This window comes from Roseomonas gilardii (genome assembly GCF_001941945.1).
Classification (GTDB): domain Bacteria; phylum Pseudomonadota; class Alphaproteobacteria; order Acetobacterales; family Acetobacteraceae; genus Roseomonas.
In genome coordinates, this window is record NZ_CP015583.1 from 1595735 (window position 1) to 1609785 (window position 14051).

A 14051-nucleotide genomic window follows, 5' to 3' on the forward strand; every position below is an offset into this window, starting at 1 on the left:
TCCGCATCAAGAATCGTGCCAGCCGTTGCCGCCGCTCTGGACGCCGGGGCTCAATGCGCGAAGATATCGGGCTCCGCATAGCCCATCAGGTCCAGCCGCCCACGGGTGGGCAGGAAGCGGAAGCATGCCTCCGCCAGTTCCAGGCGCCCCTCGCGGATCAGCAGGGCCTCCAGCCGCGCCCACAAGGCGTGCAGGTACAGCACATCCGAGGCAGCGTACTGCAACTGCTCCGAGCTCAGTTCCGCCCCCCCCCAGTCGCTGGATTGCTGCTGCTTCGAGATCTCCACCCCCAGCAGTTCCCGGCACAGCTCCTTGAGCCCGTGGCGGTCGGTGAAGGTACGGACGAGGCGGGAGGCGATCTTGGTGCAGCGCACCGGCGCCACCTCCACCCCCAGCGCGGCCTGGAGGATGGCGACATCGAAGCGGGCGAAGTGGAACAGCTTGATCCGCGCCGGGTCGGCCAGCAGGGCGCGCAGATTGGGGCAGTCCCCACCCCGGCCGCCCAGGGCTTCCGGGACGATCTGCACGCAATGGGCCGATCCGTCCCCGGCGGAGAGCTGCACGAGGCACAGGCGGTCGCGGCGGGGATCGAGGCCCATCGTCTCGGTATCCACGGCCACCACGGGCCCGAGATCAAGGTCGGGCGGCAGGTCGTGCCGGTGCAGGTGGATCCGGCGGTCGGACATGAAGATGGTGCTTCCCATGGATGCGGGCCTCGGCGGCGGTCTGGTTCCGGCCGGCGCGTCGGTCCGGCAGCCTGGAGGAAGAGCCGGCTCCTGGCGAGGGAAAGCATCCGCGCCCGGGTGTCGCCGCATCATGGATATCGGGGGGGATCGGGCAGGAGACGTGGTGCCCAGGAAAGGACTCGAACCTTCACGACCTTGCGGTCACTGGCACCTGAAGCCAGCGCGTCTACCAATTCCGCCACCTGGGCCGGTGACTTCGATCCTGTCAGTCCAACGCCGGAAACGGATCTGCGATCCGGCGGGTCAGCAACCATGGTGCCCAGGAAAGGACTCGAACCTTCACGACCTTGCGGTCACTGGCACCTGAAGCCAGCGCGTCTACCAATTCCGCCACCTGGGCAATTCGGTGCGGTGTGGCGCCGCTCTTACGGTCCCGTGACCATGCCGTCAAGCGGGGGTGGCGATGCTTTCGACACCCGCGCGAAGACCGCCGCGCCTGGCCCGTCCTTGCCGCCACCGGGAGCGTTCCATCTCTCTGAGGGAACGCAAACGGGAAGGAATCCGGCATGACGACGCGACAGGTGGCCACGGTGTTCGGCGGGGCGGGTTTCATCGGACGGCATGTCGTCCAGCGCCTCGCGCAGCTCGACTATGTGGTGCGGATTCCCAGCCGGCATCCCGATCGCGCCCGGCGGCAGATGGTGCAGGGCCGGGTGGGGCAGATCGTGCCCCTGGCGGCCGCGCTTGCCGACGAGGCGGCCGTGGCACGCGCCATCGCGGGAGCCGAGGTGGTGGTGAACCTGATCGGCATCCTGGCGGAGCGCAGGGCCGGCGACTTCCGGCGCGTGCATGCGGAGGCGGCCGGGCGGATCGCGCGGCTGAGCGCGGCGGCGGGCGTGTCGCGGCTGGTGCATGTCTCGGCCATCGGTGCCGACCCCAACAGCGCCAGCGCCTATGCCCGCTCCAAGGCGGAAGGAGAGGCGGCGGTGCGGGCGGCTTTTCCGCGGGCGACGATCCTGCGGCCCTCGATCGTCTTCGGAGCGGAGGATGCCTTCTTCAACCGCTTCGCCGCGATGAGCCGGCTGCTGCCCGTCCTCCCCATCGTGGGCGCACGGACGCGGTTCCAGCCTGTCTATGTCGGGGATGTGGCGGCGGCCGTCGAGGCGGCAGCGATGCGCCCCGACGCGCCGGGACAGACCTACGAGCTCGGTGGCCCGCGCGTGGCCAGCTTCCAGGCCCTGATGGAGCAGATGCTGGAAATGCTGGGCCGCCGCCGCCGGGTCGTGGAGATCCCGGCCGGGATCGCGAAGCTGCAGGCGAAGCTCCTGGGCGTGCTGCCCAATCCTCCTCTCACGGAGGACCAGTTGCTTATGTTGCGGCACGATAACGTCGTGTCGGGCCATTATCCCGGTCTGGGGGAGCTGGGGGTGACCCCGCATCCACTGGAAGCCATCCTGCCCTCCTACCTCACCCGTTACCGCAACCGAGGTTGATTTCGCCGTAAAGGTCCGTATCGGCCTTAAATAGCAGCCCTTAAAGAGATTGATAATCATTTTCAACAAATAACCATGATATTTATGTCAGTTATACTGACTTAACGGGCTTTTTTGCACTCGCAATGACGCGAGGAGCGTGCGATAGGCTTGCCAAACCTCCTTTAATGATCCGGTCCGACGCCCGGCCGCTTGCAGAGGGATCAACGATGGCCGAACGCATGCTCCAGTTCGTGCGCCTGCAGCAAAGGCAGCCCGAGAAGCGCGATGCCGCCGAGCGACGCCGGGATTTCGGCGAGATCTACGCGGATTTCGAGCCCGAGCGCGCCGCGCAGCAATCCAGCCGCTGCTCCCAGTGCGGCGTGCCCTTCTGTTCCGTGCACTGCCCGCTGAACAACAACATCCCCGACTGGCTGAAGCTGACGGCGGAGAACCGGCTGGAGGAGGCCTACGAGGTTTCCGCCGCCACCAACACCTTTCCCGAGGTCTGCGGCCGCGTCTGCCCGCAGGACCGGCTCTGCGAGGGCAACTGCGTCATCGAGAAGGGCTTCGAATCCGTCACGATCGGGGCGGTGGAGCGCTACATCACCGACACCGCCTGGGAGAAGGGCTGGGTGAAGCCGCCCGTGCCGGTGCGGGAGACGGAGCGCTCGGTCGGCATCGTCGGCGCCGGCCCGGCCGGCCTGGCTGCCGCCGAGCGGATGCGCCGCCGCGGCTGGCAGGTCACGGTCTATGACCGTCACGACCGGGTCGGCGGGCTGATGATCTATGGCATCCCGAACTTCAAGCTGGAGAAGGAGGTCATCCTCCGCCGCTGGAAGCTGTTCGAGGAGGCCGGCATCCGCTTCGAGCTGGGCTTCGAGATCGGCCGCGACGCCTCCCTGGCGGAGCTGCGCGAGCGCCATGACGCCATCCTGATCGCCACCGGCGTGTACCGGGCGCGCGACGTGGAGGTGCCCGGCAACGACCTCGACGGCGTCGTCCCGGCCCTGGACTTCCTGATCGCCTCCAACCGCCAGGGGCTGGGCGATGCGGTGCCGGATTTCGACAGCGGCGCGCTGAACGCCGCCGGCAAGCGGGTGGTGGTGATCGGCGGCGGCGACACCGCCATGGACTGCGTGCGCACCTCGATCCGCCAGGGCGCGGCCTCGGTCACCTGCCTCTACCGCCGCGACAAGGCGAACATGCCGGGCTCGATGCGCGAGGTGAAGAATGCCGAGGAGGAAGGCGTCCGCTTCTCCTGGCTCGCCGCGCCGAAGTTCTTCATGGGCGAGGCCGGCAAGGTGACCGGCGTGCAGGCGGTGCGGATGCATCTGGGCCTGCCCGAGGCCACCGGCCGCCAGCAGGTCGAGCCCATTCCCGGCAGCGAGTACACCGAGCCGGCGGACCTGGTGATCAAGGCGCTGGGCTTCGACCCGGAGGACCTGCCGGAGATGTTCGGCGAGCCCGGGCTGCGCGTCTCCCGCTGGGGCACGCTGCAGGTGGACCACCGCACGATGATGACCAGCATCCCCGGCGTCTTCGCCGCGGGCGACATCGTGCGCGGCGCCAGCCTGGTGGTCTGGGGCATCCGCGACGGGCGCGACGCGGCCGACCGGATCGAGCACTGGCACGAGAAGCAGTCGGCCGTCGCCCAGGCGGCGGAGTGAGGGGCGGGGAAGGGATCAGGACGATGAGCGAGAAGATGATCGAGAGCGGCTCCGCCTTCGCCGCCGCCTATCCGCTGGAGGCCGCGCGCCTGACGCAGGAGGCGCATGTCGATGTCACCGAGCACGACGCCTGCGGCGTCGGCATGGTCGCCGCCCTGGACGGCGTGGCGCGGCGGGAGGTGGTGCAGGCCGGCATCGACGCGCTGCGCGCCGTCTGGCACCGCGGCGCGGTGGATGCGGACGGCAAGACCGGCGACGGCGCCGGCATCCATATCGAGATCCCGCAGGACTTCTTCGCCGAGGCGGTAGAGCGCGGCGGCGACCGGCTGCGCCCGGGCCCCATCGGCGTCGGCATGATCTTCCTGCCCAAGACCGATTTCGGCGCGCAGGAGCGCTGCCGCCAGATCGTCGAGGTCGAGATCCTCAACGCCGGCTACAACATCTATGGCTGGCGGCAGGTGCCGATCGACGTCTCCTGCATCGGCGAGAAGGCCAATGCGACGCGCCCCGAGATCGAGCAGATCCTGATCTGGGACCCGGAGAACCGCGAGCCCGCGCTGATGGAGCGCGACCTCTACGTGATCCGCCGCCGCATCGAGAAGCAGGCCATCGCCGCGCAGGTGCCGGAGCTGTACCTCTGCTCGCTCTCCTGCCGCTCGCTGATCTACAAGGGCATGTTCCTGGCGGAGAGCCTGACGCAGTTCTATCCGGACCTGCTGGACGAGCGCTTCGTCTCGCGCTTCGCCATCTTCCACCAGCGCTACTCCACCAACACCTTCCCGACCTGGCGGCTGGCGCAGCCCTTCCGCATGATCGCGCATAACGGCGAGATCAACACCGTCCACGGCAACATCAACTGGATGAAGAGCCACGAGACGCGGCTCGCCCATCCGCTGCTCGACCCGTACATGGAGGACATCAAGCCGGTCGTGCAGGCCGGCGGCTCCGACACGGCGACGCTCGACAACGTCTTCGAGCTGCTGGTCCGGGCCGGGCGCGACGCGCCGATGGTGAAGTCCATGCTGATCCCCGAAAGCGTCAGCAGCAACGCCACCATGCCGGAGGCGCATCGCGACCTCTTCCTGTACTGCAACGCGGTGATGGAGCCCTGGGACGGGCCGGCCGCGGTCTGCGGCACGGACGGGCGCTGGGTGGTGGCCGGGCTGGACCGGAACGGGCTGCGCCCGCTGCGCTACACGGTCACGGCGAACAAGCTGCTCTTCGTCGGCTCGGAGACGGGCATGGTGAAGATCCCCGACGACCAGGTGATGGCGAAGGGCCGCGTCGGCCCGGGCCAGTGCATCGGCGTCGATCTCGACCATGCGCGCTTCTTCAGCGATGCCGAGTTGAAGGACATGCTGGCCGCCCGCAAGCCCTATGGCGACTGGGTCCACCGCACCACGCGCATCGACGGCATCGTGCGCGCCGACCAGCATGAGCCCGAGGCCCCGCCGGTGGAGGCGCTGCGCCGCCGCCAGCTCTCGGTCGGCTACACGCTGGAGGAGCTGGAGCAGATCCTGCACCCGATGGTGGAGGATGCCGCCGAGGCGATCGGCTCCATGGGCGACGACACGCCCGTGGCGGTGCTGTCGCAGCAGTATCGCGGCCTGCACCACTACTTCCGCCAGACCTTCTCGCAGGTCACCAACCCGCCGATCGACAGCCTGCGCGAGACGCGGGTGATGACGATCAAGACGCGCCTCGGCAACCTGGGCAACATCCTCGACGAGGACCCGACCCAGCTCGACATGCTGATGCTGGACAGCCCCGTGCTGTCCAATGCCGAGTTCGACGCGATGCGGGCCTATATGGGCACCAGCGCCACCTCGGTGGACTGCACCTTCCCGGCGGCGGAGGGGGAGGCGGGCCTCCGCCATGCCATCGACCGCATCCGGCGGGAGGCGGAGGAGGGCGTGCGCTCCGGCTGCGCCCATGTGATCCTGACCGACGAGGCCCAGGGGCCCGAGCGCTGCGTGATCCCGATGATCCTGGCGGTCGGCGCGGTGCACACGCATCTGGTGCGCAACTCGCTGCGGACCTTCTGCTCGCTCAACATCCGTTCCGCGGAATGCGTGGACGTGCACAACTTCGCCGTGCTGATCGGCGCCGGCGCCACCACGGTGAACGCCTATCTGGCGCAGGACAGCATCGCCGACCGGCACCGCCGCGGCCTGCTGGGCGAGATGAGCCTGACGGACTGCGTGGCGCGCTACCGCAAGGCGGTGGACAAGGGCCTGCTGAAGATCATGTCCAAGATGGGCATCGGCGTGCTCTCCTCCTATCGCGGCGGCATGAACTTCGAGGCCATCGGCCTGTCGCGCTCGCTGGTGGCGGAATTCTTCCCCGGCATGCAGTCGCGCATCTCGGGCATCGGCCTCTCCGGCATCGCCCGGCGCATCCTGGCCCTGCACAAGACCGCCTGGAACGCCGATGCGGTGACGCTGCCGGTGGGCGGCCTCTACAAGCTGCGCCGCCGGGGCGAGGCCCATGCCTTCGACGGCTCCCTGATCCACACGCTGCAGAAGGCGGTGGACACGGAGAACTACCAGACCTTCAAGCGCTACAGCGAGGCGGTGCGGCGCCTGCCTCCCGTGGCCCTGCGCGACCTGCTGGACTTCCGCACCGAGGTCGCGAAGCCGATCGCGCTGGAGGAGGTCGAGAGCGTCACCGAGATCCGCAAGCGCCTGCTGGCGCCCGGCATCTCGCTCGGTGCGCTGAGCCTGGAGGCGCATGAGACGCTCTCCATCGCCATGAACCGCATCGGGGCACGCTCCGACAGCGGGGAGGGCGGCGAGGATGCGTCCCGCGCCCGGCCGCGCGCCAATGGCGACAACGCCTCCTCGGCGATCAAGCAGGTGGCCTCCGGGCGCTTCGGCGTCACGGCGGAATACCTGAACAACTGCCGCGAGATCGAGATCAAGGTGGCCCAGGGCGCCAAGCCCGGCGAGGGCGGGCAGCTTCCGGGCTTCAAGGTGACGGAGCTGATCGGCAAGCTGCGGCATTCCACGCCGGGCGTGACGCTGATCTCCCCGCCGCCGCACCACGACATCTACTCGATCGAGGATCTGGCGCAGCTCATCTACGACCTGAAGCAGATCAACCCGGACGCCTCGGTCTGCGTGAAGCTGGTGGCGCGCTCGGGCATCGGCACGATCGCGGCGGGCGTGGCCAAGGCCAAGGCCGATGCGATCCTGGTCTCCGGCCATTCCGGCGGCACCGGCGCCTCGCCGGTCACCTCGATCAAGTATGCCGGCCTGCCCTGGGAGATGGGGCTGACCGAGACGCACCAGGTGCTCCAGCTCAACCGGCTTCGCCACCGGGTGAAGCTGCGCACCGATGGCGGGCTCAAGACCGGGCGCGACGTGGTGATGGCCGCCATGCTGGGCGCCGAGGAATTCGGCATCGGCACGGCGAGCCTCGTGGCCATGGGCTGCATCATGGTGCGGCAGTGCCACAGCAACACCTGCCCGGTCGGCGTCTGCACGCAGGACGAGGCGCTGCGGGAGAAGTTCACCGGCACGCCGGAGAAGGTCATCAACCTCTTCTCCTTCATCGCGGAGGAGGTGCGTGAGATCCTCGCCTCGCTCGGCTTCCGCAAGCTGGAGGAGGTGATCGGCCGCACCGACCTGCTGAAGCAGGTCTCGCGCGGTGCCGAGGACCTCGACGATCTCGACCTGAACCCGCTGCTGGTGAAGGCGGATTCCGGCGGCGAGAAGCCCTACTGCACCATCGAGGGCCGCAACGAGGTGCCGGAGACGCTGGACGCGGACATGATCCGCGACGCGGCACCGCTCTTCGGCCGGGGCGAGAAGATGCAGCTCCAGTACAACATCCGGAACACGCATCGCGCCATCGGCACCAAGACCTCCTCGCACATCGTGCGGCAGTTCGGCATGACCGGGCTGCAGCCGGGGCACCTGACGGTCCGCCTGCGCGGCTCGGCGGGCCAGTCGCTCGGCGCCTTCGCGGTGCAGGGGCTGAAGCTGGAGGTGCGGGGCGATGCCAACGACTATGTCGGCAAGGGCCTTTCGGGCGGCTCGATCGTGGTGCGGCCGGGCAACAACGTGAACCTCGTCTGGCACGAGAACAGCATCGTCGGGAACACCTGCCTCTACGGCGCCACGGCGGGCGAGCTCTATGCCGCCGGACAGGCGGGCGAACGCTTCGCCGTGCGCAACTCCGGCGCCACCGCGGTGGTGGAGGGCGTTGGCGCCAATGGCTGCGAGTACATGACCGGCGGCACGGTGGTGATCCTGGGGCCCGTGGGCGACAATTTCGGCGCGGGCTTCACCGGCGGCATGGCCTTCGTCTGGGACGCGGACGCCACCTTCGAGCGTCGCCTGAACCCCGAGACGCTGCTCTGGGGCCGGCTGGAGTCGGCGCACTGGGAGGGCGTGCTGCGCGAGACCATCGCGCGCCATGCCAAGGAGACCGGCTCGCGCCTCGCGGCCCGGCTGCTGAACGACTGGGCGGTGGAGCGGAACGCCTTCTGGCACATCGTGCCGAAGGATTACGCGAAGCTGCTCTCGCGCCCGATGCGGGAGGTGGCGGCGGCAGCCGAATAGGCCACCGGAACCGCGATCCCGGAAAGTCCTGGCGGGGCGGATCATGTCCGCCCCGTCATGCCGCCTTCATGCCCTGGTCGCGGCCCGGATGTCCGCGTGAATCAACCACCGCAAAACTCGGTTTAGACGGTTGGCGCCGCCGCTCTCCTGCCGTAATGGCTGCGTCGTGCGCGTCCTGTATCACCTTCCCCTCTCGCCCCATTGCCGCAAGGTCCGACTGGCCCTGGCGGAGAAGCGGATTCCCTTCGAGCTGCGGCTGGAGCGCGTCTGGGAGCGCCGGCCGGAATTCCTCGACCTCAACCCCGCCGGAATGGTGCCGGTGCTGGAGGAGGAGAACGGGCTGGTCCTCGCGGACTCCTATGTGGTCTGCGAATATCTGGACGAGGCCTATCCCGAGAACCCGCTGCTCGGCCGCACCCATGCCGAGCGGGCCGAGGTGCGACGGCTGGTGGCCTGGTTCGACGGCAAGTTCAACGACGAGGTGACGCGCAACCTGCTCTACGAGAAGCAGTTCAAGCGCATGCTTCAACGGGGCAATCCGGATGGCCCCGCCCTGCGCGCCGGCTATGCCAACATCAAGGGCCATCTGGAATATCTCGGCTGGCTGGCCGAGACGCGGAGCTGGCTGGCGGGCAGCAGCCTGTCTCTGGCGGACCTGGCGGCGGCGGCGCATCTCTCGGCGCTCGACTATATCGGCGACGTGGACTGGACCCTGTCCGACGCCGCCAAGGACTGGTACGCGCGCATCAAGTCGCGCCCGTCCTTCCGCCCGATCCTGGCCGAGCGGATCAGCGGCGTCTCCCCGCCGGAACATTACGACGACCTGGATTTCTGAACCCGGCCTCCCGGCCCGGCGCTGAAAACCCCGTGACACCGCGTGCGGCGCGGGCAACCCGCCCTGCCGCCGGGCGTCTTGCCTTCCGCACAAGGCGGAAGGCGACGGAGCGATGGAACTCGGGATCAAGGGCCGTGTCGCGGTCGTCACCGGCGGCGATTCCGGCATCGGGTTGGAAACGGCGCGCTTCCTGCTCCGGGATGGAGCGAAGGTCGTGCTCTCCGATAAGGACGCCACCTCGCTGGAAAAAGCCGCGGCCGGGCTGTCCGGCGAGGTTCTCGCCATAGCCGCCGACCTGACGAAGCCGGATCAGGTCGAAGCTCTGGCGAAGGGCGCGTGGGAGCGATTCGGGGCCGTGGACATCCTGGTGAACGCCGCCGGCATCACCGGCCCGACCGGAATCTTCCACGAACTGGATGACGAGGACTGGCGCCTGGCGCTGGAGGTGGACTTCATGGCGGCGGTGCGGATCTGCCGGGCCTTCATCCCCGCCATGGCCGAACGGGGCTGGGGCCGGGTGGTGCTGATCGGCTCCGAGGATGCGGTGCAGCCCTATGCCGACGAACTGCCCTATTGCGCGGCCAAGGCAGCGATCCTCAACCTGACCAAGGGTCTCTCGAAGACCTATGCGAAGCAGGGCGTCCTCGTGAACAGCGTCTCCCCCGCCTATATCGAGACGCCGATGACCGACGCGATGATGGAGAAGCGGGCGAAGGAGAACGGCACCTCCTTCGAGGAGGCCGTGCAGAGCTTCCTGAAGGAAGAACGCCCGACCCTGGAGCTCGCGCGCCGTGGCAGGCCGGGGGAGGTCGCGGCCACCATCGCTTTCCTCTGCTCCAATCTCGCCAGCTTCGTGAACGGCGCCAACTACCGGGTGGATGGCGGCTCGGTCGCCACGGTCTCGACCTGAGCTAACGCCGCTTCGGACCTGCCTCGCTGAGCGCCAGGTTCTGCTGCGCCAGATCGGCGGCCGCGCTCTCCGGGGCGGACTGGATCACGCTCTCCCAGTCCTCCCGCGCGCCGTCCAGGTCCCCGTTCAACTGGCGCAGGATGCCGCGTTCCAGCAGCGCCTCGGCATTGTCGGACTCGATGGTCAGCGCCCGGTCGATGGCGTGGAGAGCCTCCTGCGGCCGGTCGAGATGGCGCAGGGCGGCGGCCCGGAAGACCCAGGCATCGGGGCGGTCCGGGTCCAGCTCCGTGGCCCGCGTCGCATCGGCCAGGGAATCGGCGTAGCGCCCGAGGCTGCCGGAGGCGAGGGCCCGGTCCACCAGCAGGTCGGCAGTGTCCGGGGCCAGGGCTAGGCCCAGGGTCGTGGCGGCATAGGCACGGCCGGCATCGCCGATGGCCATCCAGGCCTGCCCCGCCTGCCCGTAGAGCACGGCGCGGGCGGTGTTGTTGAACCCCGTCTGCGCCGCCAGCGCCTCCAGCCGGGGAGCGGCCCTCTCGCCATCGCCCAGGGCCAGCAGGGCCAGGGCCTGGCAGTGGCGCGACCCGTTGCTCGTCCCTGCACGGTCCTGCCAGGCCTCGGCGAAGGCCAGCGCCCCCTGCGGATCGTCCGGGATCTGGTCCAGGCAGCGGAGATATTCCGGGCTGTCGTCCAGGCGCGGCGATTCGGGCGGCAGTGGCAGCACCTCCTCCGTCAGCGGGACGGGCGGGCGGCGCAGCAACTGCCAGCCTCCTCCGGCCAGGGCGGCCAGGAGGGCGGCGGCAAAGGCGCCCATCAGCACGGGTCGGAGGGACAGACTCATCCCTCCCATTCTAGAGCAGATGTCGGAAAGGCGGCATCGCCCGAAAGCGTGAATCTGCCGCCCGGCCCCTGGGCCGGGAAAGGCGCGCAGGGCGGCCCTAGCCAGCACCGGGGAGCCACGCCACATGGCCTTCCCGATGGTATCCGACGCTCCACCGAATCTCCTGATCCTGGGCCTGGGCTATGCCGGCGAGGCCATCGCCCGTGAGGCGCTGGCACGGGGTATCGCCGTCCGGGGCACGCATCGCCAGCCGGGGCAGGGGGCGGGAACGGGCTCCGTGCCAGCGATCCCCTTCGAGGCTGCCGGACCGGCGATCGTGGCCGCGACGCATCTCGTGGTCACCGCCCCGCCCGGGGAGGATGGCGACCCGGTGCTGGCGCGGCATGGCACGGCGCTTCGTGCCGGGCTGGAGGCGCGGCTGCGCTGGGTGGGCTATCTCTCCACCACGGGTGTCTACGGTGACCGGGGCGGCGCATGGGTGGATGAGGCGACCCCCCCCGCGCCGGGCCAGCCGCGTTCCCTGCGGCGGCTTCAGGCGGAACAGGCCTGGGAGGCCGCCCTGGCCGGCCATGCCCAGCTCGACATCTTCCGCACCGGCGGCATCTACGGCCCCGGGCGCAGCGCGCTGGACGAGGTCCTGGCCGGGAAGGCGCGGCGGGTGATCCGGCCGGGCCACGCCTTCGGGCGCATCCATCGCGACGATATCGCCCAGGCGGTGATGGCTGCGGCGGATGCCGGCGGCCCCGGGGCGGCCGTGTCCCGCGTGCTGCATCTGGTGGATGACGAACCGGCCGAACCGGCCCTGGTCATCGAGGAAGCGGCGCGGCTGCTCGGCCTGCCGCCGCCGCCCGCCCTGTCCTTCGATGAAGCCTGGGCGGGGATGTCCCCCATGGCGCGCTCCTTCTGGTCCGAGCATCGCCTCGTGGCCAATGCGCGGACCAAGGCGGCGCTCGGCCTGGAATGGCGCTATCCCAGCTACAGGGAAGGTCTGCGGCAGATCGCCGCGAAGCAGGGCCTCCACCCGGAGGGGTGAGGCTCAGGCCCCTTCCGGGCGGAGCAGGCCGTTCAGGCTGCGCCAGAGCAGGGCAAGATCGCCCGGGCGCGACAGGCGATGGTCGCCATCCTTCACCAGCGTGAGCGACACGGCAGGGCTTTCCACCGTCTCCACGATGCGCAGCGCATGCCGCCAGGGCACCTCGGCATCCTCCATGCCCTGGAGGAGCTTCACCGGGTTGGTGTAGCCCAGGGGTTGCCCCAGCAGCAGGTTGTTCCGCCCATCCTCCAGCAGCGCGGCGGTGAAGGGCATCGGGTCGCCATAGTCGGAGGGGCGGTAGGTCACGCCGTCGCGGGCCAGGGCGAGGCGGTCCTCCTCGGTCAGCTCCTGTGGGATCAGCGCCTCGGTGAAATCGGGCGCGGCGGCGATGCCCAGCACGCCGTGCACGCGCTCCTCGCCCCACAGCCTGGCCAGCAGCAGCGCGATCCAGCCGCCCATGGAGGAACCCACCAGGATCAGCGGCTCCTCCGGGGCACGGGCATCGATCACCGCCGCGGCGTCGCGGGTCCACTGGCTGATGGTGCCGTCCTCGAAGCGGCCGCCGCTGCTGCCATGGCCGGAATAGTCCAGGCGCAGATAGGCCTGCCCACGCTCGGAACAGCGCTCGCGCAGGTAGAGCGCCTTAGTGCCCTCCATGTCGGAGTGGTAGCCGCCGAGGAAGACCACCGTCGGCCCCGTGCCCTGCAAGGCGGCCCAGGCCAGTTCCACCCCGTCGCCGCGGTCGAGGCGGCCGAATTCTTCCATCATGATGCAGTCCTTGGCAGTCCACGGGCGGCCAGGGAGCGGAACAGGGCCCCGGCACCGAAGCGCCAGGGCGGGCACTCGTCCGTCCGCGCCACTTGGTTGCACAACGCGCCAAGACGCCCGGAGGCGATGCGGACCCTGTCGCCCCCGGCATGGGTGAAGCCACCGCCGGGCGTGGATCGGTCCTTGCTGGGCGAGAAGGGCGTGCCGAGGAAAAGCACGAACCCGTCCGGGTACTGGTGATGGGCATTGGCCGCCTGGGCCACCAGATCGGCCGGGTCGCGGCTGATCGAGCCGACCTGCCCGCTCTCGTCCAGGACGAAGCCGTCCTCCCCCTCGATTCGCAGCGCGATCTCCGCCCGGCGCACATCCTCCAGCGTGAAGCCGGCATCGAAGAGCCGCACCGCCGGGCCGAGGGCCGTGGCGGCGTTGTTGTCCTTGGCACGGCCGAGCAGCAGCGCCGAACGCCCCTCGATGTCACGCAGGTTCACGTCGTTGCCCAGGGTGGCGCCCAGGATCTCCCCCCGCGCGTTGACGCAGAGCACCGCCTCCGGCTCCGGGTTCGACCAGGCGGAGGCGGGATGCACGCCGATCGGCGCGGCGGGGCCGACCGCCGCCATGGGCTGGCACTTGGTGAAGACCTCGGCATCCGGCCCGATGCCGACCTCCAGGTACTGGCTCCACCAGCCCTTGGCGACGAGGGCCTCCTTCAGCCGCATCGCCTCCTCGCTGCCCGGCACCAGGGCGGCGAGATCCTCGCCGATGATGCCGCGCACCTCGGCCCGCACTGCCTCGGCGCGGGAGGCATCGCCGCGGCAGCGCTCCTCGATCACCCGTTCCAGCATGGAGCGCACATAGGTCACGCCGCAGGCCTTGATCGCCTGCAGGTCCACCGGGGCGAGGAAGCGGCCCTCCGCCAGCGCCGCCTCCGGGTCCAGCGCCAGGGGCTCGCCCCGCGCCTCGATCGCCGCCAGCGGGTCGGCCTCGTTCAGCCAGGCGCTGACCGTGCCGAAGGCGGGCGTCATGTCATAGGCCCGCCCCCGGCGCAGGGCGATGGCGACCGGCCCCTCCGGCGTGTCGAGCCGCAGCGCGAAATGGCCCTCGCGCCAGTCCTGCGGCAGGGTTGCCCGCATGGGGGCCGCCTGCATGGTGGCTGCCTGCATCGGTGCGTTCCTCTCTTGGCTTTTCAAGACTGTAGAGGCGGGGCGGGGGGCCGCCAAGCGGGCAGGGCGGCGCCGGACGGTTCCAAGCCCGCCGATTCCGCATTACAGCGGCGG

10 protein-coding genes and 2 tRNA genes are annotated in these 14051 nt (G+C 69.8%); 6 read left to right on the plus strand and 6 right to left on the minus strand.

Annotation, left to right across the window (positions count from 1 at the left end):
• Nucleotides 1-50: 50 nt before the first annotated feature.
• From RGI145_RS07245 to RGI145_RS07255, 3 genes are all read right to left on the minus strand, one after another.
• Nucleotides 51-704 carry a ribonuclease D gene (locus RGI145_RS07245; RefSeq protein WP_075797829.1) on the minus strand — a complete coding sequence of 218 codons (654 nt, stop codon included), beginning with the start codon at nt 702-704 and terminating at the stop codon, nt 51-53.
• Nucleotides 705-847: 143 nt separating this feature from the next.
• Nucleotides 848-934 (minus strand) — tRNA-Leu (locus tag RGI145_RS07250).
• Between the two features lie 65 nt (nt 935-999).
• Nucleotides 1000-1086, minus strand: a tRNA-Leu gene (locus RGI145_RS07255).
• A gap of 166 nt (nt 1087-1252) precedes the next feature.
• Here RGI145_RS07255 and RGI145_RS07260 point away from each other — a divergent pair.
• From RGI145_RS07260 to RGI145_RS07280, 5 genes are all read left to right on the plus strand, one after another.
• Nucleotides 1253-2179, plus strand: coding sequence for a complex I NDUFA9 subunit family protein (locus RGI145_RS07260; protein ID WP_075797830.1), 927 nt, complete (start codon nt 1253-1255; stop codon nt 2177-2179).
• Between the two features lie 209 nt (nt 2180-2388).
• Nucleotides 2389-3828 carry an NAD(P)-dependent oxidoreductase gene (locus tag RGI145_RS07265; protein WP_075797831.1) on the plus strand — a complete coding sequence of 480 codons (1440 nt, stop codon included), beginning with the start codon at nt 2389-2391 and terminating at the stop codon, nt 3826-3828.
• A gap of 23 nt (nt 3829-3851) precedes the next feature.
• Entirely contained in the window at nt 3852-8393 is a 4542-nt protein-coding gene (gltB, locus tag RGI145_RS07270) for a glutamate synthase large subunit (RefSeq protein WP_156878464.1), read from the plus strand.
• Between the two features lie 166 nt (nt 8394-8559).
• Nucleotides 8560-9228, plus strand: a complete 669-nt coding sequence (fzlA, locus tag RGI145_RS07275) for an FtsZ-binding protein FzlA (protein ID WP_075799919.1) — start codon at nt 8560-8562, stop codon at nt 9226-9228.
• 112 nt (nt 9229-9340) lie between these two features.
• Complete coding sequence (locus tag RGI145_RS07280; RefSeq protein WP_075797832.1) at nt 9341-10138, plus strand: SDR family NAD(P)-dependent oxidoreductase; 798 nt, start codon at nt 9341-9343, stop codon at nt 10136-10138.
• Between the two features lies 1 nt (nt 10139).
• Here RGI145_RS07280 and RGI145_RS07285 read toward each other — a convergent pair whose 3' ends face one another.
• Nucleotides 10140-10976 (minus strand): tetratricopeptide repeat protein, encoded by an 837-nt coding sequence (locus RGI145_RS07285; RefSeq protein ID WP_075797833.1) that lies wholly within the window; start codon nt 10974-10976, stop codon nt 10140-10142.
• Between the two features lie 124 nt (nt 10977-11100).
• Here RGI145_RS07285 and RGI145_RS07290 point away from each other — a divergent pair, with 124 nt between their 5' ends.
• Nucleotides 11101-12009: a Rossmann-fold NAD(P)-binding domain-containing protein gene (locus RGI145_RS07290; protein WP_237183238.1), complete on the plus strand. Its 909-nt coding sequence runs from the start codon at nt 11101-11103 to the stop codon at nt 12007-12009.
• A gap of 3 nt (nt 12010-12012) precedes the next feature.
• On the opposite strand, the gene RGI145_RS07295 is transcribed toward RGI145_RS07290, so the two are convergent.
• Both RGI145_RS07295 and RGI145_RS07300 read right to left on the minus strand, forming a co-directional pair.
• The gene (locus tag RGI145_RS07295) at nt 12013-12777 is read right to left on the minus strand and encodes an alpha/beta hydrolase (protein ID WP_075797834.1); all 765 of its coding nucleotides are present in this window, start codon (nt 12775-12777) and stop codon (nt 12013-12015) included.
• On the minus strand, nt 12774-13937 hold the full coding sequence (locus RGI145_RS07300) for a fumarylacetoacetate hydrolase family protein (RefSeq protein ID WP_075797835.1): 1164 nt from the start codon (nt 13935-13937) through the stop codon (nt 12774-12776). Before RGI145_RS07300 ends, RGI145_RS07295 begins: the two co-directional genes overlap by 4 nt.
• Between the last annotated feature and the right edge of the window lie 114 nt (nt 13938-14051).